The organism is Amycolatopsis sp. NPDC050768 (assembly GCF_040654155.1).
Classification (GTDB): Bacteria; Actinomycetota; Actinomycetes; order Mycobacteriales; family Pseudonocardiaceae; genus Amycolatopsis.
In genome coordinates, this window is the sequence record NZ_JBFAHL010000013.1 from 255,750 (window position 1) to 280,148 (window position 24,399).

Annotated in this window: 20 protein-coding genes; 7 read left to right on the forward strand and 13 right to left on the reverse strand. The window is 70.7% G+C overall.

Annotation, left to right across the window (positions count from 1 at the left end):
* Window positions 1–17 precede the first annotated feature (17 nt).
* A complete protein-coding gene (locus AB0H62_RS33680; protein ID WP_360590573.1) occupies window positions 18–1,466 on the reverse strand; it encodes an aldehyde dehydrogenase in 1,449 nt (482 codons plus the stop codon).
* Window positions 1,467–1,621: 155 nt separating this feature from the next.
* On the opposite strand from AB0H62_RS33680, the gene AB0H62_RS33685 reads away from it, so the two are divergent.
* A complete protein-coding gene (locus tag AB0H62_RS33685; protein ID WP_220243621.1) occupies window positions 1,622–2,542 on the forward strand; it encodes a helix-turn-helix domain-containing protein in 921 nt (306 codons plus the stop codon).
* Here the strand turns inward: AB0H62_RS33685 and AB0H62_RS33690 are convergent.
* The gene (locus tag AB0H62_RS33690) at window positions 2,539–3,471 is read right to left on the reverse strand and encodes an MBL fold metallo-hydrolase (protein ID WP_220243620.1); all 933 of its coding nucleotides are present in this window, start codon (window positions 3,469–3,471) and stop codon (window positions 2,539–2,541) included. The genes AB0H62_RS33685 and AB0H62_RS33690 overlap by 4 nt on opposite strands.
* Before the next feature lie 430 nt (window positions 3,472–3,901).
* Between AB0H62_RS33690 and AB0H62_RS33695 the strand changes: the two genes are divergently transcribed.
* A complete protein-coding gene (locus tag AB0H62_RS33695; protein WP_360590576.1) occupies window positions 3,902–5,947 on the forward strand; it encodes a glycoside hydrolase family 2 TIM barrel-domain containing protein in 2,046 nt (681 codons plus the stop codon).
* Window positions 5,948–6,062: 115 nt separating this feature from the next.
* On the opposite strand, the gene AB0H62_RS33700 is transcribed toward AB0H62_RS33695, so the two are convergent.
* Window positions 6,063–7,049 carry a helix-turn-helix domain-containing protein gene (locus AB0H62_RS33700; RefSeq protein ID WP_360590578.1) on the reverse strand — a complete coding sequence of 329 codons (987 nt, stop codon included), beginning with the start codon at window positions 7,047–7,049 and terminating at the stop codon, window positions 6,063–6,065.
* Window positions 7,050–7,134: 85 nt separating this feature from the next.
* Here AB0H62_RS33700 and AB0H62_RS33705 point away from each other — a divergent pair, with 85 nt between their 5' ends.
* Complete coding sequence (locus AB0H62_RS33705) at window positions 7,135–7,887, forward strand: MBL fold metallo-hydrolase (RefSeq protein WP_220243617.1); 753 nt, start codon at window positions 7,135–7,137, stop codon at window positions 7,885–7,887.
* On the opposite strand, the gene AB0H62_RS33710 is transcribed toward AB0H62_RS33705, so the two are convergent.
* The 5 genes from AB0H62_RS33710 to AB0H62_RS33730 are packed head-to-tail and all read right to left on the reverse strand — an operon-like array spanning window position 7,874 to window position 13,988.
* A complete protein-coding gene (locus tag AB0H62_RS33710; protein WP_220243616.1) occupies window positions 7,874–8,770 on the reverse strand; it encodes an ROK family protein in 897 nt (298 codons plus the stop codon). The genes AB0H62_RS33705 and AB0H62_RS33710 overlap by 14 nt on opposite strands.
* The gene (locus AB0H62_RS33715) at window positions 8,767–10,392 is read right to left on the reverse strand and encodes an ABC transporter ATP-binding protein (protein WP_360590580.1); all 1,626 of its coding nucleotides are present in this window, start codon (window positions 10,390–10,392) and stop codon (window positions 8,767–8,769) included. Before AB0H62_RS33715 ends, AB0H62_RS33710 begins: the two co-directional genes overlap by 4 nt.
* On the reverse strand, window positions 10,389–11,219 hold the full coding sequence (locus tag AB0H62_RS33720) for an ABC transporter permease (RefSeq protein WP_360590582.1): 831 nt from the start codon (window positions 11,217–11,219) through the stop codon (window positions 10,389–10,391). The genes AB0H62_RS33715 and AB0H62_RS33720 overlap by 4 nt, the downstream gene beginning before the upstream one ends.
* Window positions 11,216–12,175, reverse strand: coding sequence for an ABC transporter permease (locus tag AB0H62_RS33725; RefSeq protein WP_360590584.1), 960 nt, complete (start codon window positions 12,173–12,175; stop codon window positions 11,216–11,218). The genes AB0H62_RS33720 and AB0H62_RS33725 overlap by 4 nt, the downstream gene beginning before the upstream one ends.
* 4 nt (window positions 12,176–12,179) lie before the next feature.
* The gene (locus tag AB0H62_RS33730) at window positions 12,180–13,988 is read right to left on the reverse strand and encodes a peptide ABC transporter substrate-binding protein (protein ID WP_360590586.1); all 1,809 of its coding nucleotides are present in this window, start codon (window positions 13,986–13,988) and stop codon (window positions 12,180–12,182) included.
* A 162-nt stretch (window positions 13,989–14,150) separates the two neighbouring features.
* Between AB0H62_RS33730 and AB0H62_RS33735 the strand changes: the two genes are divergently transcribed.
* The gene (locus AB0H62_RS33735; RefSeq protein ID WP_360590587.1) at window positions 14,151–15,299 is read left to right on the forward strand and encodes an ROK family protein; all 1,149 of its coding nucleotides are present in this window, start codon (window positions 14,151–14,153) and stop codon (window positions 15,297–15,299) included.
* On the forward strand, window positions 15,296–16,759 hold the full coding sequence (locus AB0H62_RS33740) for a M81 family metallopeptidase (RefSeq protein WP_220243611.1): 1,464 nt from the start codon (window positions 15,296–15,298) through the stop codon (window positions 16,757–16,759). The genes AB0H62_RS33735 and AB0H62_RS33740 overlap by 4 nt, the downstream gene beginning before the upstream one ends.
* On the opposite strand, the gene AB0H62_RS33745 is transcribed toward AB0H62_RS33740, so the two are convergent.
* Window positions 16,641–17,132: a hypothetical protein gene (locus AB0H62_RS33745; RefSeq protein WP_220243610.1), complete on the reverse strand. Its 492-nt coding sequence runs from the start codon at window positions 17,130–17,132 to the stop codon at window positions 16,641–16,643. The two genes, AB0H62_RS33740 and AB0H62_RS33745, sit on opposite strands and share 119 nt — an antisense overlap.
* 50 nt (window positions 17,133–17,182) lie before the next feature.
* On the opposite strand from AB0H62_RS33745, the gene AB0H62_RS33750 reads away from it, so the two are divergent.
* Entirely contained in the window at window positions 17,183–17,974 is a 792-nt protein-coding gene (locus AB0H62_RS33750; protein WP_360590590.1) for a metalloregulator ArsR/SmtB family transcription factor, read from the forward strand.
* Between the two features lie 15 nt (window positions 17,975–17,989).
* Here AB0H62_RS33750 and AB0H62_RS33755 read toward each other — a convergent pair whose 3' ends face one another.
* From AB0H62_RS33755 to AB0H62_RS33770, 4 genes are read right to left on the reverse strand one after another with little or no spacing between them, the layout of a single operon-like run.
* Window positions 17,990–18,817 (reverse strand): carbohydrate ABC transporter permease, encoded by an 828-nt coding sequence (locus AB0H62_RS33755; RefSeq protein WP_255638388.1) that lies wholly within the window; start codon window positions 18,815–18,817, stop codon window positions 17,990–17,992.
* Complete coding sequence (locus AB0H62_RS33760) at window positions 18,814–19,905, reverse strand: sugar ABC transporter permease (RefSeq protein ID WP_220243607.1); 1,092 nt, start codon at window positions 19,903–19,905, stop codon at window positions 18,814–18,816. The genes AB0H62_RS33755 and AB0H62_RS33760 overlap by 4 nt, the downstream gene beginning before the upstream one ends.
* 7 nt (window positions 19,906–19,912) lie before the next feature.
* Complete coding sequence (locus tag AB0H62_RS33765; RefSeq protein ID WP_220243606.1) at window positions 19,913–21,154, reverse strand: sugar ABC transporter substrate-binding protein; 1,242 nt, start codon at window positions 21,152–21,154, stop codon at window positions 19,913–19,915.
* A gap of 45 nt (window positions 21,155–21,199) precedes the next feature.
* Window positions 21,200–22,201, reverse strand: coding sequence for a LacI family DNA-binding transcriptional regulator (locus tag AB0H62_RS33770; protein WP_220243605.1), 1,002 nt, complete (start codon window positions 22,199–22,201; stop codon window positions 21,200–21,202).
* A 174-nt stretch (window positions 22,202–22,375) separates the two neighbouring features.
* On the opposite strand from AB0H62_RS33770, the gene AB0H62_RS33775 reads away from it, so the two are divergent.
* Window positions 22,376–24,391 (forward strand): glycogen debranching N-terminal domain-containing protein, encoded by a 2,016-nt coding sequence (locus tag AB0H62_RS33775; RefSeq protein WP_360590593.1) that lies wholly within the window; start codon window positions 22,376–22,378, stop codon window positions 24,389–24,391.
* Window positions 24,392–24,399: the final 8 nt, after the last annotated feature.

The window sequence follows — 24,399 nt, forward strand, 5'->3', positions numbered from 1 at the left end:
CCTGTCCGATTTTGGCGTCAGGCGCCGCGGTAGATCGTCTTGAACTGCTGGTAGTTGCCCAGCGCCTCCGGGCCCAGCTCGCGGCCGATGCCGCTGGCCTTCACCCCGCCGAACGGCGCGACCGGGTCGGGCAGGTAGGTGTTGACGCCGATCGTGCCCGTCTCGACGCGCCGGGCCACGGCCATGCCGCGGTCGGGGTCGGTGGTCCAGACGGTGCCGCCGAGCCCGAAGTCGGAGTCGTTGGCGATGGCGATCGCATCAGCCTCGTCGGCGTAGGGGATCACCGACAGCACGGGCCCGAAGATCTCCTCGCGCGAGATCGTGGCGGAGTTGTCCACGTCCGCGAAGATCGTCGGCTCCACGAACCAGCCGACGTCCCGGCCGTTCGGGCGGCCGCCGCCGGTGGTCACCCGGCCGCCTTCGGCCTTGCCCTTCGCGATGCAGCCCTCCACGCGGGCGCGGTGCGCGGAGCTGGCCATCGGGCCGATCGTGGTGCTCTCGTCGAGCGAGTCGCCGATCACGGCACCCGACGCCATGTCCGTGAGCACGTCCACGACCTCGCTGTAGCGGCTGCGCGGCGCGAGCACTCGGGTGCCGAGGAAGCAGGTCTGGCCGTTGTTCATCATCGTGGCCACGAACAGGCCCTCGACGCTGCCGGCGACGTCCGCGTCGTCGAGGATGATCGCCGCCGACTTGCCGCCCAGCTCCAGCGTGACCGGGCGCAGCAGCTCGGCGCAGGCCGAGGCGATCGCGCGGCCGGCCACCGTCGAGCCGGTGAACGTGACCTTGTCCACGCCGGGGTGCTTCACCAGGTACGCGCCGAGCTCGCGGCCACCCGGCACGATGCTCACGACCCCCGGCGGCAGGCCCAGGTCCTTGAGGACCTCGGCGAGCAGGAACGTGTCGAGCACCGTCTCCGGCGACGGCTTGATGACGATCGGGCAGCCGGCCGCCAGAGCCGGGGCGAGCTTGAAGAACAGCAGCGTCTGCGGGAAGTTCCACGGCACGATCGCCGCGACGACCCCGACCGGTTCGCGGCGGACCACGGCGCTGCCGCCGAAGGCGCCCTGGCGGATCTCCTCCACGGGTTGCTCGCGGATGATCCCGCCGTACATCTGGAGGAGCCCGGCCGGGTAGCCGGTCTCCGCCTGCATCGCGGCGCTGCCGATCGGCATGCCGTTCTGGGCGCTCACCAGCCGCGCGAACTCCGAGCTGCGCTCCGCCATCACGGCGGCGAAGCGGTCGAGGACGTCGGCTCGTTTCGCCGGCTCCCAGTGGGCCCAGCCCTGCGGGTCGCGCAGCGCCGCGCGTGCCGCGGCCACGGCCTTGTCGACGTCCGCGGGTCCCGCTTCCGGAACCTGCCCGATGGCTTCTTCCGTGCTCGCCGACAGCACGGTGATGGTGGCGTCGGTGGACGGTGCGGTCCATTCGCCGCCGATGAACAGCGCGTCGTGTACGTGCTTCACCTGCAAAACTCCTCGGCCACTTCGGCGCCGCCCCGTTGCGGCGCGAACCACAGGGTGGACCGAAGTTCTACACAACAGTTGTCGCAGCGCGCCAGACTTGTTGTTCCTCGGCGTATGCTCGCTCGACCGCACCCAGAACGAGCTGGGAGATGCTGATGGGGCGAAGTCAGCCGGCCGACGCTTGGAGCCACGAGCTCGCGCGGGCCTTCGCCGGGCTGCACGCCGAACGGCGCGACGGCCTGCTCCCGCTCGGCACGCTCGACGCGGTGCAGCTGGACGACGTCGGGATCTACGACGTCCGCGGCACCACGCAGATCGTGCGCCGCACCTCCCGCACGGCGCGGACGGACACCGCCGAGCAGCTGAAGATCTGCCTGATCGAACGCGGGGGCGCGCTCGTCGAGCAGGGCCGGCGGCGCGTGGCGCTGGAGGTCGGCGACCTCGCGCTCTACGACTTGCGGCGGCCGTACCAGCTGACGTTGCAGGGCGCGTTCCGCTGCGCGGTGATGACGTTCCCGCGCGAGGCGCTCGGCCTGCCGGACTCCGCGCTCGAGGTGATGATGGAGCGCCGGTTTGTGACCGGCACCGGCGTGGGCCAGGTCTTCGCCTCCTGCCTGCGCAGCGCGCTCGACCAGCGCGAGACGTTGTCCGACGGCTCGCCGGTGCGTCTGCGCGAGGCCGCCGTGGCGCTGCTCGCGGCCACGCTCGGCAGCGGCGCCGGCCTCCCGGCGGGGCACACGAACCTGGCGCTGCGAGAGCGCGTGCTCGACCACGTCCGCGGGCACCTGGCCGACCCGCACCTGTCGCCGGCGACGGTGGCCGCGGCGCTGCACATGTCGCCGCGCTCGCTGCACCGGCTGTTCGAGGACTCCGGCGAGACGTTCGGCGGCACCGTCCGCAGGCTGCGGCTCGAGGCCGTGCGCCGGGATCTCACCGATCCGCTGCTGGCGGGGCGCAGCATCGCGGCCGTCGCGACGCGCTGGGGGATCACGGACCAGCCGTGGCTTTCGCGGGCGTTCCGGGCGGAGTACGGGGTGACGCCTTCGGGGCTGCGGCGGCGGATGACCGGGTCTTAGAGGCCCAGTCGCGCGTCGAGGTCGATCTTGCCGCCCACCGCGTCGAGGATCGCGCGCAGCGCCGTCTTCTCCTGCAGCGGCCTGCCGTGCTGGTCGGCGTGCGCGCGCATGAGGTTGCCGATGTGGCGCTCGGGGTTGCTCCAGTTCGGCCACCGGCGGCGCGCGATCGTGGCCAGTTCGGCGAAGTCGGGGGTTTCCGGAGTGGTCGCGTCGAGCAGCCAGTTGAGGTACGTGCGCAGCACGGCGACCGGGAAGCTGCCGGGGTGGCTGAGCGCGCCATGACCGGGCACGAACGTGCGGACGGTCGGGAAAGTCTTGTCCAGCCAGTAAAGCGCGTCGAGCCAGCCGGGGATCGAGCCGTGCAGCGCCATCGGCGTGGAGCCGACGGAGAGCAGGTCGCCCGTGAACAGCGTGCCGGTCTTCGGTTCGAAGACCACCAGGTCGCCGTCGGTGTGCGCCACGCCGGGGAAGGGCACGACCTCCACGACCACCCCGCCGAGATCGACCTCGCGTGGCGTGGTCACGGCGTGCACGGCCTCGGGTTTCGGCGCTTCGAGCGTGCCCCAGTTCTTGCAGTCGAACGTGTCCTCGTACCGCTGCGGCCCCGCCCGCACCGCGGACACGGCCGACTCGGCGGCGAGGATGCGCCCGCCGTTGCGCAACGCCACGCCGGCGCCGTTGTGGTGCGCGCCGTGGGCGTGGGTAAGCACGAGCGTGAGCGGCATTTCGACGGTCGAGTACTTGCGGACGTCCTTGACCAGGTCGAGCGTGTCCCGCTCAGTGCCGCACGTGTCGACCAGCATCACGCCGGACCGGCCGCGGATCCAGCCGCAGTTGGACACGAGCCAGTCGGTCGGGCTGCGGACGTAAGCGACCACGCTCGGGTCGGAGTACCTGAGCGGCACGATGTTTCGCCTGATGGCGGGCATGGGGTCCCCCTCGTGGGCTGCGCCGCCGTGATCCCGGACCACTGCATGGTAGTGGATCACTGACCTTTTGAATGGTATAGACCAAGTGGGCGTATGTCAGCAGGCTGCGAGCCCACCGTGTGCTACGTCGCACAGCCCAGGCCGATTCCTCCCTACGCCGACGGGCAGACCATACCTCCGGTTCGGACTTCCCTCAGGTCGGCGACTTGTGGTGATGATGTGGTCACTTTCCGTGAGGCCTTTTCGGACCAGTTCGTGGGCGCGGTCCAGAACTTTGGTACTGCTTCCGGCGCTTGACCCGCCTTTGTCCGCTTCGCGCGTTGACTCCCCGGTGACCGGCCGCTTACAGTCCGTTCAATCTGTTGAACCCCGTTCATATCTGTGAATGACGAGGTGTGTCGTGCGGCGCTGGTTGCCCGTGGTGTTGGCCGTGGCTCTGAGTTTGGCGTTCACGCCGGCGGTTTCGAGCGCCGCGAAAGACGCGGGGCGGGTGCAGACGGACCTCGACGCGGGGTGGCGGTTCGTGCGGGCCGACGTGCCCGGGGCGGAGAAGCCCGGGTTCGCCGACGGGTCGTGGGAGCGCACGAGCGTGCCGCACACGTGGAACGCGCTCGACGGACAGGATGGCGGCGGCAACTACTACCGGGGCGCCGGCTGGTACCGCAAGCACGTCACGCCGCCGCGAACCGCGCAGGGCAAGCGGCTGTGGCTGCAGTTCGACGGCGTGAACACCGTCGCCGACGTGTGGGTCAACGGGGTGCACCTCGGGCAGCACCGCGGGGGTTACGCGACGTTCCGCTTCGACGCCACTGACGCCCTGAAACCCGGTCGCGACAACGTGATCGCGGTGCGCGTGGACAACTCTGCGCCGGCCGATGTCGCCCCGCTCAGCGCGGACTACACGTTCTTCGGCGGCATCTACCGCGACGTCTCGCTGGTGGCCGTCGACCCGCTCGCCGTGCGGATGGACGATTTCGGCGGCCCGGGTTTCTACCTCACGCCGAGCGCAGTGACGGCGGAGGCGGCGACCGTCGGGGTGGTCACCAAGGTGCGCAACAGTTCCGGCGCCGGCCGCGAGGCGTCCGTGCGCACGACCGTCGCCGACGCCCGGGGTCACGTCGTCGCGCAGGCCACGTCGGAGCCGCGGCAGCTCACCGGCGACACCGACATCAAGCAGCAGCTGAGTATCACCAAGCCCCACCTCTGGCAGGGCAAAGCCGACCCGTACCTCTACCACGCGACCGTCGACGTCCTGGACGCGCGCACCGGTCGCGTCACCGACACTGTGAGCCAACCGCTGGGGCTCCGGGAATCCACAGTGGACCCCGACGAGGGCTTCTTCCTCAACGGACAGCACGTCGCCCTCCACGGCGTCAACGCGCACCAGGACCGCCTCGACGAGGGCTGGGCCGTGGCCGACCGGCAGCGCGACCAGGACTTCGACCTCATGGACGAGATGGGCGTCAACGCGCTGCGGACGGCGCACTACCAGCAGTCGCAGCACGTCTACGACCTCGCTGACCAGCGCGGGTACGTGGTGTGGGCGGAGATCCCGCTGGTCAACGGCATCACCGACAGCGCCGCGTTCCGCGCCAACGCGACGCAGCAGATGTCCGAGCTCATCCGCCAGAACTACAACCACCCGTCCATCGCGTTCTGGGGCATCGGCAACGAGCAGGCCAAGAACGACGACGTCACCAACGGCATCCTCCAAAGTCTCGCCGACCAGGTGAAGGCCGAGGACCCGGCGCGGCTTTCCGTGTACGCCAACCACAAGGGCGGCCAGGACGCCGTCTCCGGCCACGCGGACCTCGCGGCCTACAACAAGTACTACGGCTGGTACGACCTGTCCGCGCCCGGCCCCGGCCCGTGGACCGACCAGCTGCACGCGGCCGATCCCGCGCGCAAGATCGCGATCAGCGAGTACGGCGCCGGCGGCAGCATCTACGACCACGTCGAGAACTCCACAGTGAAGCCGCCGGTGATCCCGTCGCGCGTGCACCCGGAGGAGTACGAGACCTTCGTGCACGAGAACTCGTGGAAGCAGATCGAGACGCGGCCTTACCTGTGGGGCACGTTCGTGTGGAACATGTTCGACTTCGCCTCCGACGGCCGCACCGAAGGCGACACCCTGGGCCGCAACGACAAGGGCCTGGTCACCTATGACCGCCAGGTCCGCAAGGACGCGTTCTACTGGTACAAGGCCAACTGGACCACCACGCCGTTCGTCTACCTGACCAGCCGCCGCTGGACCGACCGCACGACCGCGGCCACCACGGTAAAGGCGTACGGCAACGGAGTGGACACGGTTTCGCTCACCCTGAACGGAACCCCAGTCGGCACGCCCGCCGCGTCACCCGATCACATCTACACCTGGCCGGTCACCCTCGAGCCCGGCAAGAACGTCGTGAAGGTGACCGGAGTCCGCAATGGACACTCGTACACGGACACCGTCACCTGGGCGCTCACGTCGTGACGCCGGGACCGGTCTCGGAGGGCTGCCCCAGGGTCGGGTCGTGGCCAGGCGAAGGACCAAACTCAGAGCTGCACTCGCGGCTGCGCACCGGCCGCCTGGGTGCGCCGGGGAAGACTTACGTCGTCCGGTTTCCGGCGGAAGCGAGGGCGGACCGGTCCGACGTCGTGGTCGAGGGCCGGAAATCCGTGCGGTAGCGGCTGGGCGCGACGCCGACGTGGCGGGTGAAGTGCTGCCGGAACGACACCGGTGAGCCGAACCCGCAACAGCCCGCGATCTCGGCGACGGGCAGGTCGGAGCTTTCCAGCAGCTGCTGCGCCCGGGCGATGCGCTGGTCCAGCAGCCAGCGCACGGGCGTGGTGCCCGTCTCGGCCACGAACCGGCGCGCGAACGTGCGCTCGGACATCGACGCCCAGCCCGCCAGCTCCGCGACCGTCAACGGCCGCCGCAGTTCCCGCAACGCGCGTTCCCGCACGGCGGCCAGCGGTTCCTCGTCGCGAGGCGGCGTGGGAACCGTGATGAACTGCGCCTGCCCGCCCGAGCGGAACGGCGCCGTGACCATGGCCCGCGCGATCCCCGCCGCGACGTCCGCGCCCTGCGTGATCCGCACGAGGTGCAGGCAGAGGTCGATGCCGGCCGCGACGCCCGCCGACGTCCACACGCCGTCGCCGCCCGCGTACAGCACGCCGGGGTCGACCCGCGCGGACGGATGCCGCCGCGCGAGCTCGGTCGTGAAGCGCCAGTGCGTGGCGGCCGGCCGGCCGTCCAGCAACCCCGCCGCACCCAACACGAACGCGCCCAGGCACAACCCCGCCACCTGCGCCCCGGCCCGATGCGCGGCGCGCAACGCGGCCAGCAGCTCCGGCGCGGGCTCGGCATCGACGTTCGCCAGGCCCGGCACCACGACGACGTCCGCCGTGCGCAACCAGGCGAACGTCCGTTCGGGCTTCAGCACGGCCCCGCCCGCCAGCTCCACCGGCTCCTTCGTGGCCGCGCACCGGCGCAGTTCCGCCCCGGGCCCGCTGCGCGCGCCCCACACCTCGTCGACCACCGCCGTGTCAAACAGCCGGGCTCCGTCGAACAGCACCAGCGCGATCTTCTGCACGGCTCCACAGTACTGGCAGGATCTCATCGATGAACGACTTAACTGCCACTCACCGCTCGCCGGCGCATCGGGGCAGGATGGCGGCATGACCACTTTCTCGCTGCGCCACCTGGGCGGACCGACGTCGTTGATCACCTACGGCGGGGTGCGGTTCCTGACCGACCCGACGTTCGACCAGCCGGGGGAGTATCCGATCGGCAACCGTGTGCTCGTGAAGACGACCGAGCCGGTGGCGAGCCCCGCCGAGGTCGGCGCCGTGGACGCCGTGCTGCTGTCGCACGACCAGCACGCGGACAACCTCGACCGCGGCGGGCGCGAGTACCTCGCGACGGCGCCGCTCACCCTGACGACGACATCGGGCGCCGAGCGGCTCGGCGGCACGGCGCGGGCGCTGCCGAACTGGACGCACGCGGACGTCGGGGGAGTGCGCGTGACCGGACTGCCCGCTTTACACGGGCCGGAAGGCGCCGAGGCCAAGGTCGGTGAGGTCACGGGTTTCCTGCTGTCGAAAGACGGCCTGCCGTCCGTCTACGTCAGTGGTGACAACGCCTCGCTCGACCGTGTCCGCGAAATCGCCGGCCGCTTCGGGCCCGTGCCCATCGCTGTCCTCTTCGCCGGTGCCGCGCGCACGCCGCTCATCGACGCCTACCTGACCCTGGAGTCCACGGCCGCCGCCGAAGCCGCGGAGATCCTGGGCGCCGACGACGTGGTGCCGCTGCATTTCGAGGGCTGGGGACACTTCACGCAGGGACCGGACACGCTGGCGGAAGCCTTTGCCGCCAACGGCAAGACCCGGCTGCACCTGCTCAAGCCAGGCGCTGAGGTCACCCTCGGCTGAACGTCGATCGCGCGAGGGCGACCGCACCCAGCGCGACCGCCTTGGCGCCGCCCCGGGCCAGCCGTACGTCCACCGGAGAGCCCGACAGCAGGGGGTGCTCGGTCAGCGCCTCCTGCATCGGCTTCTCCAGCAGCGCCCACGAGTTCGTCACGGAGCCGCCGACCACGGCCGTCGCGATGCCGAGCAGGCCGCACGCGTGCGTGATCGCCTCGCCGAGGAAACGCCCGGCGTCGCTGAACACCGCCAATGCGGCCTCGTCACCGTCCAGGGCGGCGGCCGCGACGGCCTCGGCGCGCAGGGAAACCCCCGTCGCCTCCGTGTAGCGGCGGGCCAGGGACCGGCCGGACGCGTAGGCCTCCAGGTGGCCGGTCTGCCCGCAGGTGCACGGCGCCGGGCCGTAGGTGCCGACGTGGCCGATCTCGCCGGCGCCCGTGCCGCCGCCGTGCAGCAGGGTGCCGTCCACGTACAGCGCGCCGCCGACACCCGTGCCCAGCGCGACGCCGAGCACGTGCCGGTCCGTTGTGGACAGTTCGCCCAGCAGGAACGCGTTCACGTCGTTCTCCGTCACCACCGGCACGCCACCCAGCCGGGCGGACAGCCCCGCGTTGACAGCCGTGCCCGCCCAGCCCGTGAACGAGTCGCCGGTGACCACGATCGTCCCGGTCTCCGGCTCCACCACGCCGGCCGCGCCGACGCCGACCCCCGCCGGCTCGCCGGGCGCCAGCGACAACACCAACGCGGCCGCCCCGTCCAGGATCGCCGCGCCGCCCAGGTGCGCACCCGAGTCCGCCGATGCCGACGCCACCTCCCGGCCGTCGGCATCGCACACGACCACGAGCGTTTTCGACCCGCCGATGTCGACCCCGGCCCACACTTCGCTCACGCCGCGGGATCCACGTCCGCCAGCGCGTCCCGACGGCCGCGCTGTACCGCGGGGTCCGGCACGGGCGAGGACAGCAGCAACGCCTGCGTGTACGCGTGCGACGGGTCCCGCAGCACCCGCGCGGCCGGCCCTTGCTCCACGAGCTCGCCCCCGCGCAGCACGGCGACGCGGTCGCACAGGCTGTCGACCACGGCGAGGTCGTGGCTCACGAACAGGCAGCCGAACCCGAACTCCTCGTGCAGCCGCTTGAACACGTCCAGCACCACGGCCTGCACGGACACGTCGAGCGCGCTCGTCGGCTCGTCCGCGATCAGCAGCTTCGGCCCCAGCACGAGCGCCCGCGCGAGGCTCACGCGCTGCCGCTGCCCGCCGGACAGCTCGTGGCCGTAGCGCTCCATCAGCGACTCCGGCAGCTCCACGGCGTCGAGCAGCTCGCGCACGCGCCGTCGCCGCTCGGACCCCCCGGCCGAGGTGTGCATGATCAGCGGCTCGGCCACGGTCTGGGCCACCGTCATCCGCGGGTCCAGCGAAGACGCCGGATCCTGGAACACCGCCCCGATCTGTCGCCGCACCGCCCGCGCCGAGCGTCCGGTACCGCGTGGCAGCGGCCCGCCGAGCACCTCCACCCGGCCCGACTTCGGCGTGACCAGGCCCAGCGCGCAGTTGCCCAGCGTCGTCTTGCCCGAACCCGATTCCCCGACCAGCCCCACGATCTCGCCCGGCCCGACGCTCAGCGACACCGAGTCCACGGCCCGCTTCCCGCCGTACTCCACCACGATGTCCGTCAACGCCAGTACCGGCTTGCCCGGCGCCGCCACCGCGTCGGCGTGCTCGCCCGCACCCAACCGTGGCACGGCGGCCAGCAGCTCACGCGTGTACGCGGCCCGCGGAGAGGAGAACAGCTCAGCCGTCGGAGCCTCTTCCACCAGCCGTCCGGACCGCAGCACGAGCACGCGGTCGGCGACGTCCGCCACCACGCCCATGTTGTGCGTGATCAGCAGCGTCGCCGTACCTTCCGTCGAACGGATGTCCCTGAGCAAGTCCAGGATCTGCTGCTGAACGGTGACGTCCAACGCGGTGGTCGGCTCGTCCGCGATGATCAGCTTCGGCCGTGCGGCCAGCGCGATCGCGATCATCACGCGCTGGCGCAACCCACCGGAGAGCTCGTGTGGGTACTGCTTCAGCCGCGCCTCGGGCTCTGGTACCCCAACGCGTTCCAGCAGCTCCGCACACCGCGGGTAGTAGTGCTTGTGCCGCCGCTTCCGGGGATCGTGGTTGCGGATCGCCTCCGCGAGCTGAAAACCGATACGCAGCAAGGGGTTCAGCGCCGTCATCGGCTCCTGGAACACCATGCCCGCGCCCTGCCCGCGCAGCTTACGCAGCTCCTCGCCCCGCAGTTCCAGCACGTTCTGCCCGTCCAGCTCGATCGCCCCGGACACCGAGGCTGACTCGGGCAGCAGTCCCAGCACCGCGAGCGCGGCCGTGCTCTTGCCCGAGCCCGATTCGCCGACCACCGCCACGATCTCACCCGGCTCGACCGTCAGCGACAGCCCGTTGACGGCCGGATCACCGTCCCCGTAGGACACCCGCAGGCCACGGATGTCGAGCACCGGCTCGCTCATCGCCGTCCCTTCACCGCGAACGCGTCGCGCAGTCCGTCGCCCAGGAAGTTGATCGCGCACACCACGAGCACGATCGCGATGCCCGGCGGCAGGATCAGCCACCACGCGCCGTCGAACGTGTAGGTGATGCCCTTCGACAGCATCGCGCCCCAGTCGGTGTCCGGCGCGGGCACGCCGAGGCCGAGGAAGCTCACGTACGCCACGAGCAGGATGGCGTCGGCGATCTGGAACGTCGCGTTCACCATCACCGTGCCGATGGCGTTGGGGATCACGTGCCGGAACACCACGCGCGTGCGGCTCGCGCCGAGCACCGTGATCGCGCGGATGTAGTCGCGTTCGCGCAGGCTCACCGTCTCCGCGCGCATCAGCCGCGCCGGCACCAGCCACGACACGCAGCCGATGATCAGCGCCAGCACCCCGACGCTCGGGGTGACCAGCGTGGCCGCCACCAGCAGCAGGAACAGTGCGGGAATCGCGACGCCGGTGTCGACCACGCGCATGAGCACCGTGTCGAGCCAGCCACCGGTGTAGCCGGCGAGCGCGCCCCACACCGCGCCGATAGCGGTGGCGATGAGCCCGGCCAGCACACCGATGATCAGCGACGTCCGCCCGGCCACCATCAGCCGGCCGAGCACGTCGTAGCCGAGGTCGTCGGTGCCCAGCGGATGGCCGCTGCCGGGCCCGAGCCGCGCGGCCGCGAGATCGGTGTGCGACTGGTCGGTGCCGTAGAGCAGCGGGCCGAAGAAGCAGAACAGGATCACCACCAGCAGCAGGATCGCGCCGACGAGCGCCGTACGCCGCGCGAACACTCGCGAAAGGACGGTCACGACCGCACTCCCTTCACCCGCACGCGCGGATCGATCACGAGCTGCACGACGTCCGCGAGCAGCGAGCCGATCACGGTCGCCACGGCGATCACCAGCACCACCCCGAGCAGCACGGGGAAGTCGGCGTTGCGCGCGGCCGTCCAGAACAGCAGGCCGACGCCGGGGTAGTTGAACATCGACTCCACCACCAGCGAACCGCTGAACACCACCGGCACGTAGTAGCCGAGCATCGAGACCACGGACGTCAGCGAGTTCGGCCACACGTGCCGCCAGATGATCGTGCGCTCCGGCGTGCCCTTCGCGCGTGCGGTGCGCACGTAGTCCTCGGCGAGGTTGTCCAGAGTGGACGCCCGCATGTACCGGCTGAACGCGGCCAGCGCCGCCCCCATGCCCGCCACCACCGGCAGCACCAGCGAGCCGGGCTGCGACAGCAGTTCCCCGATCGTCTCGCCCTGCGCGGCCTGCGCCGGGAACAACGGCAGCACCTGCGCGAACACGATGATCAGCACCAGCGACAGGAAGAACACGGGCGTCGCGTAGAGCAGGAACGTCACCCCGGTGGTCACGTGGTCCGCGGCCTTGCCGCGCCGCACCGCCTGCCACACGCCCACCGGCAGCGCCACCACGATCGCGAGCAGCGTCGAGATCGCGGTGAGCAGCAGCGTCTTCGGCACGCGCTCTTCCAGCAGCGTCGAGACGGGGGAGTTCTGCGTGTACGAGTCGCCGAGGTCGCCGTGCAGCAGGCGCACCAGGTACTCCCAGTACTGCACGGGAAGCGGTTGGTCGAAGCCCTGGGCCTTGTTGAACGCGTCGATCTGCTCCTGCGTGGCCTTCACACCGAGCACGCCGCGCGCCGGACCACCGGGCAGCAGGTGCAGCAGCACGAACGTGACCACGGTGACCAGCAGCACCACGACCACGGCCAGCACGAGCCGCTTGAGGAGGTATCGGGTCACGTCCTCACCTCGTCCAGTACCAGCGCTGCGGCTGAATCCCGGCCAGCGGATCCTGGGTCACCCCGCGCAGCGCGGTGTCGATCGCCGACACCTGGTACGGCGGGTTGGGCAGCCAGAGCACGGGCAGCTGCTCGGCCAGGTAGGCGCTGTAGTCGAGCATCGGCTGATCGCCCGTGGCCAGGTTGGTCGCGGTGATCAGGTCGTCGGCGTGCTTGTCGGCGTAGCTGCCGAAGTTCGTGCCGGCGTCGGTGGCGAACAGGTCCTCGCCGCTGGGGTTGGCGGGGAAGTACCAGCTGCCCTGCGTGCCGAAGTACGACAGCTGCCACGAGCACGCCGGCTCTTCCGGCTTGCACGCGGTTCCGTTGGCCAGCACGGTGTTCAGTGGCTGCGCATTGATCTTCATCTCCACGCCGATCTTCGACAGCTCCGAGCGCAGCTCTTGCATCGTCCCGTCGGTCTCGTCGGAGCCCGACTCGGTCAGCATCGTGAGCGACAACCTCGTGTCGGCGTTGACACCCTCGCCGCACTGCGCGGGTCCGTTGCCGGGCGACGCGCACTCGAGGACGCCGTCGGAGCCGGGTTTCCAGCCGTGACCGGTCAGCAGTTTCCGGGCGGCGACGAGGTCGAACGGGTACGGGTTGGTCTTCTGCCGCGCCGACAGGTACTTCACGTCGTTGTCCTGCGGCACGGGGCCGTAGTCCACGCGGGCCGTGCCGCGCCAGATCACCGAGGTGATGCTGTCCTGGTCCACGGCGTGCTGCAGGGCCTGGCGCATGTAAAGCTGCTTGAACGCGGCGCCCAGCTGGGGGTTGTTGAAGTTGAAGGGCGAGTACGTGATCGACCAGCCGTTCCACGGTTCGATCCGGTAGCCCTGCGCCTCCAGTTTCGGGCGCTGGCCGAGGTTCGACGTGGGCACGTAGCCGTAGTCGACGCCGCCGGCGCGCAGCACGTTGTACTCCGCCGAGGAGCTGGTGAAGGTCAGGAACTGCACGGTGTCGAGCTTCGCCGGGTCCGGGCCGGTGTACTTCGGGTTCTTGGTCAGCGTCACCTGGCCCGACGCGGTGAACCCGGCGAGCGTGAACGGCCCGTTCACGACCTTCCACAGTGGATTCGTCGAGTACGTGCCGAGCTGCTTCGCCTGCGCCACCAGGAAGTCGAACACCTTCTTCGCACCCGCGGGGTCGCGGTCGAAGTCGCCGACCGGGCCGCCCGCGCTCGTGCGGTCCCACGCCTTCTGCGGCATCGGCATCACCAGGCTGAGCTGGTTGGCGGTGAACCAGTCGGCGTTGTACGGCTTGTCGAGGGTGAGCGTGAAGGTGTGGTCGTCTTTCGCGTGGAAGGCCTTGATGTTGTCGGGCATCAGGCCTTCGGAGTACTTGCCCCAGTTGTCCTTGCCCGCGCGCAGGAGGTTGAGCCAGAACTCGACGTCACGGCTGGTCAAGGGATCGCCGGTGGACCACGTGAGCGGCTTGAGCGTGATCGTCACGGTCTTGCCGTCGGCGGAGTAGCTCGGCGCGTTGGCCGCGCTGGAGGGATCGTCGAGTGTGACCGAGCCGGAGCTGCCGTCGTAGTTGTACAGCGGCAGGTACAGCTCGGCCCGGATGGCGCCGTTGTAGCTCGCGCCGTAGCCGGGGATCGAGATCGGCAGGATCCAGTTCGGGGTCGCCGACGGGGGCAGTGCGATCCGCGCGCTGCCACCGGTCACCGGTTTGCCCGAACCGCCGTGCTGCTCGCGGCTCGTCGCGCAGCCGGAGAGCGCCAGCGCGGCGGCGAGCGTAACCCCGAGCGCGGCGCGCCACCGGTGTCGAGCCATCCGCATCACTTCCAACATCCTTGGTGTAAGTCGATGTCGAGGGACTGGGCGTGTTCTTGGTTGCCGTGTAATGTCGCATGCGTGTTGGAAATTGCCAAGAGGTGATTTCGGGGGCAAGTTTCCGGACAGTTACATCAGACATGAAGTAAGTAGGTGACGGCCGTGGCCCAGGATCCCGCCGGTCTGCTGCGGCTGCTCTGGCTCGTCGCCCACGAGCACGCCGTCTCGCGAATGGACCTCGCGCGCGTGCTCGGTCTGCCGCAGTCGACGGTGTCCGTCCGGACGCAGGCGCTGATCTCCGCCGGGGTTCTCGTCGAGTCCGGCGAAGGTAGCTCGGCGGGCGGGCGGCGGCCGAAACTGTTGTCCGTCAACGCGGGGTTCGGCCACGTCTGGGCCGCCGACGTCGGTTCGCGGCACGTGCGCATCGGCGCGCTCGACATCGCGGGCAACCTGCTGCACGTCGCCGAGCGGCCGCTGGACATCAACCGCGAGCCGGCGCAGGTTGTCGCGGCGTTCGCCGGCACCGTGCGGGAAGTCGCGGCCGAGGCGCGGTGCCCGGGCCGGCAGCTGGGCATCGGCGTCGCGTTCCCCGGACCGGTCGACGTGGGCGCGGGCACGATCACGCTGCCCTCGCGCATGCCGGGCTGGCGCGGGTTCGCCGTGCGCGACGCGTTGCGCGAGCACTTCGACCTGCCCGTGGCGGTGGACAACGACGCGAACCTGCAGGCGCTGGGCGAATCCGTCGCCGGGGCGCCCGGGCGCACGCTGCTCGTGGTGAAGGCGGGCACGGGCATCGGCTCGGGCCTCGTCGTCACCGGCCGGCTCTACCGCGGCCGGGCCGGCGTCGCGGGCGACATCAGCCACGTGCGCGTGCCCGCGGCCGGAGATCGGCCGTGCACCTGCGGAAACCGCGGCTGCCTGGAGACGGTGGCCAGCGGCGCGGCCCTCGTGGCGCAGCTGCGCGAGCAGGGAGTCGCGGTGAACAGCACCGCGGAGGTGATGGCGACGGCGGAGGACGGGCACCCCGACGCGACCACGGCCGTGCGGCGCGCGGGCCTGCAGCTCGGCGAGGTGCTGGCCACGGTGGTGAACTTCGGCAACCCCGACGAAGTGCTGCTCGGCGGCGCGTTGTCGGGTTCGGAGGCGTTCGTGGCCGCCGTGCGCGGTGCGCTCTACGAACGCTGTCTTCCCCTGGCCACCAGGGAACTGCGCATCGATCGGGTGCGCTTCGGCCCGGACGCCGGGCTGTACGGCGCGGGCGCGCTGGTGCTGGACGAGGTCTTCGACGAAGCGATACGGAGCAGACGATGACGAAGGTGCGGATCGGGATCACGGGGATCGCCATCGAGTCGAGCACGTTCTCCCCGCACCGCTCGACCGTGGCCGACTTCCACGTGACCCGGGGCGACGAACTGCTGGCCCGCTACCCGTTCCTGCGTGAAGACCGTCCTTCGTGGACGGACGACGTCGAATGGGTGCCGCTCGTGCACGCCCGTTCGCTGCCCGGTGGCGCGGTGACCGAGGAGGCGTACGCGGAGCTGTCGGGGGAGATCCTGGAGCGGGTGCGCGCGGCGGAGCAGCTCGACGGGTTGTTCTTCGACATCCACGGCGCGATGAGTGTGGTCGGCCGGACGGACGTCGAAGCCGCGCTGGCCACGGAGATCCGCTCGATCCTCGGGCCTTCAGTGCTCATCTCGGCGTCGATGGACCTGCACGGCAACGTCTCGCGTGAGCTGGCCACGGCGCTGGACCTGATCACCTGCTACCGCAAGGCGCCGCACACCGACGCATGGGACACGCGCGAGCGCGCGGCCCGCAACCTCGCCGCTCGCCTGCGGCGCGGGGGCAAGCCGAAGAAGGCTTGGGTGCAGGTGCCGGTGCTGCTGCCCGGCGAGAAGACCAGTACCCGCCTCGAACCCGCGAAGAGCGTCTACGCGGCGGTCGACGAGGTCGAAGCGCTCGACGGAGTGCTCGACGCCGCCATCTGGGTCGGCTACGCCTGGGCCGACGAACCGCGCTGCCAAGCGGCCGTGGTCGTGTCCGGCGACGACGAAGACGTGCTCGTGCACCAGGCCGAGCGGCTCGCGAAGTCCTATTGGGACGCACGACGCGACTTCGCCTTCGTCGCCCCGACAGGAACCCTGACCGAATGCCTGGAGCAAGCCGTCGCCTCGACCGCGCGGCCGTTTTTCGTCAGCGACTCCGGGGACAACCCGACCGCCGGTGGCGCCGGAGACACCTCCTGGAGCCTCGACGTCCTCCTGCGCACTCCGGCCATTGTGGACTCCGCGCTCACTACTCTGTACGCCGCGATCGTGGACCCGGAAGCCGTCGCCACGGCGGTATCGGCCGGGGTGGGTGCCACGGTTTCCGTGGCACTGGGAGGAAAGGTCGACTCCGGCCCGCACGGCCCGGTGCCGGTGACCGCGCGGGTCGAGGCGATCGACGTCGAAGACCCGGTCGCGGGCACGGCCGTGGTGTTCGCCGTCGGCGGCCTGCGCGTGATCGTCACCGCACGGCGCAAGCCCTACCACCTGGAGTCCGACTTCCTCGCCCTCGGCCTGCGCCCGCGTGAAGCCGACGTGGTGATCGTGAAAATCGGCTACCTGGAACCGGAGCTGTACGACATGGCCGCCGACTGGCTGCTCGCCCTCACGCCCGGGGGCGTCGACCAAGACCTGCTGCGCCTCGGGCACGCCGGGATCGAGCGGCCGATGTTCCCCTTCGACGCGGAGATGGCGGACCCGCAGCTGAAGCCCGAGCTGCTCTGAGCGCCACGGCCGTCAGCGCGCCGAAGGCCAGGTGGTCAAGCCACTGCGCCCCGCGCGGCAACGCCCGGATCGCCGCGTTGTGCCGGCCGACGATCTCCAGGTCCAGCACGGCGATGGCCGCTCCCGCGGCCACCCCGTCGGCGACCGAGAGCGGCCGGCGGCGGTCCACGTAGGCGAGCGCGGCCGTCCAGCCGGCGGACACGAGCCCGTGGACCAAGGCGCCGCGGACCAGCCCGGCCTTGCCGCCGGGCGCCAGCGTGCCCGCCGCGCGCGTCGCCGCCAGCGGATCACCACGCGTGATCACCGCGTGCAGGGTCGACGGCAGCCCGCTACCGGTCGCTGCCACTGTCCAAGCCTTGACCACGCTCTTCACCAGGCCAGTATGCCCGAGGGCTTGACATGCAGTCATTTGACTGCCTTACTGTGGGTGTGCAACCGGAGCTGGACAAGGGTTTTTTGAACGCGGTGTTCAAGGCGCTGGCCGACCCGACCAGGCGCCACCTGCTCGACCAGCTGCACGAGGACAACGGACAGACGCTCAACGAGCTGTGCGCCCGCCTGGACATGACGCGCCAGACGGTCACGCAGCACCTGTCCGTCCTCGAGGCGGCGAACCTGGTCAGCACGGTGCGCCGTGGGCGGGAGAAGCTGCACTACCTCAACCCGGTCCCGTTGCACGAGATGCAAGAACGCTGGGTGGACAAGTTCGAGCGCCCCCGGCTGCGCGCGCTGAGCGCCGTCAAACGCCGAGCAGAGGAAGCCATGACCGACAAGCCGAGTTACGTCTACGTCACTTACATCGAAAGCACGCCGGAGAAGGTGTGGGAGGCGCTCACCGACGCCGAGCTCACCGGGCAGTACTGGGGGCACCGCAACGAGTCCGACTGGCAGCCCGGCTCGAGCTGGAAGCACGTGCGCACGGACGGCTCCGGCGTCACCGACGTCTACGGCGACGTTGTGGAGGCCGTGCCGCCGAAGCGGCTCGTGACCCGCTGGTTCGACCCGAACAAGGAGGACACCCAGCAGCCTTCGCGCGTGACGTTCGACATCGAGCAGTACGAGGCGATCGTCCGGCTCACCGTGACCCACGAGGACCTCGCCGACGAGCAGGCGCACCGGGACATCAGCCGCGGCTGGCCCTCGGTCTTCGCGAACCTCAAGTCGCTGCTGGAGACCGGCCACGTGCTGCCGAACGCGCCGTGGGCGATGCCGTAATCGATCGGGCCTTGACTACTTGTCGACACCCTCGTACGTGCCTCGCGTGAAGCGCTTCGAGAAGACGAAGTACACGATCGCCACCGGCACCGTCATCAGCAGTGCGGCGGCGAGCTTGAGCGGGAACTGGTTGCCCTGCCCGAGCTCGCCGGACACGAGCGAGGCGACGCCGGTGGTGAGCGTGTTCAGTGCCGGGTCCTGCCGCGACACGATGTAGTGCGGCAGCTCGTTCCAGGACCCCTGGAACGCCAGGATCGTCATGGTGATGAGCGCCGGCTTCGACATCGGCAGCACCACGGACCAGAACGTGCGCAGCGGTCCGGCGCCGTCGATGCGGGCCGCCTCTTCCACGCTCAGTGGCACGCTCTCGAAGAACTGCTTCATGATGAACACGCCCGACGCGTCGGCCAGCAGGGGGATGATCATCGCCGCGTAGGTGTCGTACATGCCGAACTGGTTGAGCACCAGGAACTTCGGGATGAGCAGGACCACGCTCGGCACGGCGAGCACGGCCACGATCGCGCCGAACACCGCGCTCCGGCCGCGGAACCGCAGCCGCGCCAGCGCGTAACCGGCCATCGAGTTGAACACCACCCGGCCGACGGTGATCGTGACCGAGATGAAGATCGAGTTCAGCGCCCAGCGCGGGAAGTCCTGCTGGGCGAGGGTGCTGAACACGGCCACGGACCACTCGTGCGGCCAGGGGGTGAGCGGGTGGGCCGTCGCGTCGGCGTCGGTCTTGAACGCCGTCGCCAGCTGGATCAGGAACGGGTAGATGTAGGCGACGGCGACCAGCAGCAGCACGCCGAGGCCGACCCAGCGCAGATATCCGCGTCGCTTCACCGCCGGCTCCTCCGTTTTCCGTCCTTCTCCTTCAGCAGCCAGCGCTGCACGAGCGTGAGCACCACGATCACCAAGAACAACAGGAACGCGATCGCCGAGCCCTGGCCCCATTCCTTGCCGATGAACGACGTCGAATAGGACAGGTACGCGGGGGTGAGCGTGGTGTTGGCGGGGGCGCCGCGGCTGAGCACGTAGATCTGGTCGAAGACCTGCCACGTGCCGATCAGGCCGAGGGTGAGCACGAGGAACAACGTCGGGCGCAGTTGGGGCAGCGTCACGCGCCAGAAGCGCTGCCACCCGTTGGCACCGTCGATCAACGCGGCCTCGTCGATGCCCGGCGGCAGGTTCTGCAGCGCCGCGTAGAACATCAGCATGAAGCCGCCGGTGGTCGTCCACACCACGAGCACGATGATCGAGCACATCGCCACGCTCGGGCCCGAGAGCCAGTCCCACCAGGTCAGTCCGAGGAAACCGTGCGACGTCAGCGCGGCCGGGTTCTTCGGCACCCCGAGTCCGTTGAGGACGATCTGGAAGACGCCGCGCGGATCGGCGAACCAGCTGGGACCGTCCACTCCGAACAGTTTCAGCGCGGCGTTCACCGTGCCGGTGCTGGAGAAGAGGAACAGGAACACCACCGAGATCGCGACGGAGCTGGTCACGGTGGGGAAGTAGAACGCCGTGCGGAAGAACTGCTTGCCCTTGAGGCGGCGCTGGTTGAGCACCATCGCGAGGAACAGCGCGAGCGCCGTCTGCAGCGGCACCACGAACAGCACGAAGTAGCCGTTGTTGCGGATGCTCGTGGCGAAGTTGCGTTGCGTGAGACCGGGTTCGGTGAGCAGTGCGGCGTAGTTGTCGCCGCCGACGAAGTGCACGCGCGACGAGAACGGACTGCCGTTGCCGGTCCAGTCGCTCACGCTCACCCACAGCGCCATCCCGATGGGCAGCACGAAGAACAGGGCGAGCACCACCAGTGTCGGCGCCAGGAACAGCCAGCCCACGCGGCCTTCACGCCGGCTCGGGCCCTTCCCCCGCCGCGCCGGGGATGGTGGCGCGGCGGGGGTGCTCGTGGTGGTGAGCAGGGTCGTCATGCCCAGCTCACTGACCGAGCGCGGCGGTGGTGTTGGTCTGCAGCTGCTTCAGGATCTGCTTCGGGTCCGCGCCGGGCAGCTGCTGGATCTGGGCGTCGAAGTCGGTGAGCACCGGGTCCATCTTGGTGAGCGTCACCGGGCCGTGTGCCGAGTCGGCCCCGGCGAGGAACGCCGCCTGCTGCGGGAACTCCTGCTGGTACTGCGTCCGCGCCGATTGCCGCGAGGGCATCACACCGAACGTCTTCGCGAACGCCAGCTCCTGCTGCGGCTGCATCAGCGCGTCCACGAGCTGCTTGGCCTGGTCCTGGAACTTGCTCTTCGCGGCGATGCCCCAGCACTGCGTGAACGAGAGCGTGCCCGCGCCCGCCGGCCCGGCCGGCAGCGGCACGACGCGGTACTTCACGTTGGGGTAGTCCTTGGTCATCCCGCCGACCATCCAGTTGCCGTCGACGCTCATCGCGGCCTTGCCCTGGCCGAACGCCTCACCCGAGTCGCCCGCGCCGATCTGCTTCGGGTACTTGGCGACGCCGGAGGCCAGCAGGTCGCGCACGAAGGTGAGCCCCTGCAGGTTCTGCGGGGTGTCGGCCGTGGCCTTCTTCTGGTCCGCGTCGAGCGGCCAGCCGCCGGCCTGGACCAGGAACGCGCCGACGCGGTCGCGGGTGTCGTTGAACACGAGCCCGGTGTGCCCGCCGGTGGTCAGCTTCTGCGCGGCGGCTTTGAGCTGGTCCCAGTTCTTCGGGATGTCGTTGTCGGTCAGGCCCGCGGCGGTCCACTGGTCGGTGTTGATCGCCAGCGCCAGCGTGGAGAAGTCCTTGGGGACGCAGTAGAGCTTGCCGTCCTTGGTGAACGTGGTGCGCAGCGTCGGGTAGAGATCGTCCTTGTAGGACACCGAATCGCCGTAGGGCAGCATCTCGTCGGCGTAGCTCTGGAACTTGGTGGCGTCCACGGCGAACACGTCGGGCGGGCTGCCCGCGGCGAAGCCCTGGCTCAGCTGCTGCGGCAGGTCGTTGGCGGCGATCACCTGCACCTTCGAGCCGCCGGAGGCCGCCGCCCACTTCGCGGTGGCGTCCTGAACCGCCGTGAGCTCGGCGCCGCCGCTGGAGGCGATCATCAGCTTGAGCGACGCCGGGCCGGACTGCTGGGTGGCGGGCGCCGTCGAGTCGTCGAAGCCGCCGCCACACGCGGTGAGCGTGAGCAACAGGCCGGCAGCGGCGACAGCCGTGCGCGGGAGGGAACGGGGGTGACGCATCGATCCTCCTTGATCGTGCAGGTGGGGAGAGGTCAGGTCGTGCGGTCAGGTTGTGCGCAGCACTAGCCGGGGGGCGAGCAGGGTCGAGGCGGGTTCGGGGCCGGCGGTGCCGCGCAGCGTCGCGCGCAGCTGGCGCACGCATTCGGCGGCGACTTCGGCGATGGGCTGCGCCACGGAGCTCAGGCCGAGCACGGCGGCGGTCGGGGTGTCGTCGAAACCGATCACGGACGCGTCGGCGCCGGGGCGCTGGCCGCGGTCGCGCAGCTCGCCGACCACACCGAGCGCGAGGGAGTCGCTGGCGCACACGAACGCGGTGGGCGCGGCGGGCTCGTCGAGCAGCCGGGCGGCGGCCGAGCGCCCGCCCTCCACGCCGTCGAACACGGGGATCTGCGGCCGGTCCGCCAGTCCGGCGGCGGCGAGCCCGGCCTCCCAGCCGGCGCGCCGGTCGTCACCGGTCTCGGACCCCGCGGGCCAGCCGACGAACGCGATGCGGCGGTGGCCCTGGCGCACGAGGTGCTCGGTGGCCAGGCGGGTGCCGCGGGCGCCGTCGACGTCGACCCAGCCGTGCGCCCGCTCGTCGCCCCACGGCCGCCCGAAGGTGACGAACGGCAGCTCGCGCTCCTTGAGCCAGCGGGTGCGCAGGTCGTCGTGGTGGGTGTGGGTGAGCACGAAGCCGTCGACGCCAACCGAAGCGATGAGATCGGCGTACGCGCGCGTCTCGGCTTCGTCGTCGGCGGCGGTGAAGAGCATGATCCGGTGGTCGTACTCCTCGGCCGTGGCCGTGAGCGAGTGCAGGAACTGGTCGAGGACCACGCCGCTCACGCCGTTGCCCACCGGCGCGATGCGCATGCCGATGATCTGCGAGCGCGCGGTGCGCAGCTGGCGGGCCGCGGTGGACGGGCGGTAGCCGAGGCGGTCGATGGCCTCGAGCACGCGTTCGCGGGTCTCCGGGCTCACGAGCTCGGGCGAGTTGATCACGTTCGACACGGTCTGGCGCGAGACGGAGGCGGCCTCCGCGACCGAGTTCAGCGTGGCCCGCTGCGCCATCCCGCCTCCTGGTGACCTGGTCCCGCACCTCGATCGAGGTGCAGATTTGAACGTTCAATCTGGCGGCTACTCTGAACGTTGGCCGCTGACCTGTCAAGACTTCAATCCAACTTGACACGAACCCGGTTTGATCGATCAAATCGAAGGCACCCGACCCCACCGGAGGACGTTTCCATGCAGCCGCTGCTCCACGACCTCGCGATCGCCCTGCGCGCGCCGACCGTCGTCCTCTCCGGTCGCGACGGGCAGATCCGCGGCAACGGCACGCAGGGTCTGCTGCACGGTGACCTGCGGTTGGTGAGCGAAGCGGTAGTGACCGTCGACGGTCACGAGCCCGAACCGATCGGCTTCGAGGAGCCGGCGGCGGACCGCGGCACCTTCACCGGGCTGGTGCGCCACCTCGGCAACCCCGGCCCGGACCCGACGGTGTGGCTGCGCCGCCACCGCCGCGTCACGGCGAGCGGGGTGACGGAGAAGCTGGAGCTGGTGTCGTCGGCGTCCGAGGCCGTGGAGTGCGTGGTCGAGCTCGCGCTGGCGGCGGACTTCGCGTCGATCGAGGTGATCAAGTCCGGCGGCTCGACGGTCCCGCTGGAGCCGGTGCGCGTCGACGGTGGCGTGCGGTGGGAGCAGGGCCTGGTCAAGGCCGTGGTCGCCACCGACGGCGGGACCACTGTGGACGGTGCTCGCGTTCTGGTGAAGTGGCGGGTGCGCGTCGAGGACCGCGTGGAGCTGCACTGGACGCTGACCGCCACGGACCCGGAAGCGCCCTTCGTGCCGGGCTCGGCCGCGCGGCTGCCGACGCCCGTGGTGGAGGCCGACGACCGGCGGTTCACCGCGTTGCTCAACCGTTCGCTCGACGACCTCGACGCGTTGCTGCTGGCCGAACGCGAGCACCCGGGTGACGTGTTCGCCGGTGCTGGTGCGCCGTGGTTCTTCACGCTCTTCGGCCGCGACAGCCTCTGGGCTGCGCGCCTGGCGTTGCCGCTATCGCTTTCGCTGGCGGGCGGCACGCTGCGCACGCTCGCGCGGGCCCAGGGCGAGCGCCACGACCCGGCGACCGGCGAGGCGCCCGGCAAGATTCTGCACGAACGCCGTCGCGCCGGCTTCGAGGTCCACGGCATGTCGCTGCCCGCGCGCTACTACGGCACCGTCGACGCGACCGCCCTGTGGGTCGGCCTGCTGTACGACGCCTGGCGCTGGGGCCTGCCCGAGGCCGAGGTCCGCGCGCTGCTGCCGAACCTGCGCGCCGCGTTGTTCTGGATCACCGGCCTGTCCGACACCGACGGCGACGGCTTCGCGGAGTACCTCGACGAAAGCGGCCGCGGCCTGGCCAACCAGGGCTGGAAGGACTCGGGCGACGCCGTGCGCTTCGCCGACGGCACGATCGCCAAACCGCCCGTCGCGCTGTCCGAGGTGCAGGGCTATCAATACGAGGCAGCCGTCCACGCCGCCGAGCTGCTCGCCTCGCTCGGCGAACCGGCTGACGGCCTGCTTTCGTGGGCCGAGGCCTTGCGCTCGCGCTTCCGCTCGCACTTCTGGGTGTCCACTTCGGACGGCCACTTCCCGGCCCTGGCCCTGGACGGCGCGAAGCAACCGGTGGATTCGCTGACGAGCAACATCGGGCACCTCCTGGGCACGGGCATCCTGGACCCGGCCGAGAGCGCTTCGGTCGGCGAGTTGCTGCTCCACCCGTCGATGGCCGCCGGCTTCGGCCTGCGCACGATGTCCTTGACCGCGGGCGGCTTCTCGCCGCTGAGCTACCACTGCGGCTCCGTCTGGCCCCACGACACGGCCGTCGTCGTCCGCGGCCTGCACGCGGCGGGCCAGTCATCGCGCGCCGCTTCGCTCGGGCTGCAGCTCGTGCACGCGGCCGGCGGCTTCGACAACCGCCTGCCGGAGCTGTTCTCGGGCTACGGCTCGGACGACGTGTCGTCTCCGCTGCCCTACCCCGCGTCGTGCCGCCCCCAGGCCTGGGCGGCGGCCTCCGCGGTGACGTTGCTGGTCACGTTCCTGGGCCTGCGCGTCGACGTGCCCGCCGGCGTGGTCACCCTCGACCCGCCGCGGCCGAGCCCAGTGGGCGCCCTGCGCGTGACGGACCTGCCACTGGCCGGGGGCACGCTGGACGTCACTGTGGCCGCCGACGGGACGGTGACGGACCTGCGACTGCCGCCGGGCCTGCGGCTCGGCTGATCCGATCC

Bases quoted from the DNA above. Each gene is read 5' to 3' on its own strand.
- AB0H62_RS33775 (WP_360590593.1), top strand. From the start codon at position 22,376: ATGCAGCCGCTGCTCCACGACCTCGCGATCGCCCTGCGCGCGCCGACC.
- AB0H62_RS33715 (WP_360590580.1), bottom strand. From the start codon at position 10,392: ATGAGCGAGCCGGTGCTCGACATCCGTGGCCTGCGGGTGTCCTACGGG.
- AB0H62_RS33705 (WP_220243617.1), top strand. From the start codon at position 7,135: ATGACCACTTTCTCGCTGCGCCACCTGGGCGGACCGACGTCGTTGATC.
- AB0H62_RS33760 (WP_220243607.1), bottom strand. From the start codon at position 19,905: ATGACGACCCTGCTCACCACCACGAGCACCCCCGCCGCGCCACCATCC.
- AB0H62_RS33770 (WP_220243605.1), bottom strand. From the start codon at position 22,201: ATGGCGCAGCGGGCCACGCTGAACTCGGTCGCGGAGGCCGCCTCCGTC.
- AB0H62_RS33740 (WP_220243611.1), top strand. From the start codon at position 15,296: ATGACGAAGGTGCGGATCGGGATCACGGGGATCGCCATCGAGTCGAGC.
- AB0H62_RS33765 (WP_220243606.1), bottom strand. From the start codon at position 21,154: ATGCGTCACCCCCGTTCCCTCCCGCGCACGGCTGTCGCCGCTGCCGGC.
- AB0H62_RS33690 (WP_220243620.1), bottom strand. From the start codon at position 3,471: ATGCCCGCCATCAGGCGAAACATCGTGCCGCTCAGGTACTCCGACCCG.
- AB0H62_RS33730 (WP_360590586.1), bottom strand. From the start codon at position 13,988: ATGGCTCGACACCGGTGGCGCGCCGCGCTCGGGGTTACGCTCGCCGCC.
- AB0H62_RS33685 (WP_220243621.1), top strand. From the start codon at position 1,622: ATGGGGCGAAGTCAGCCGGCCGACGCTTGGAGCCACGAGCTCGCGCGG.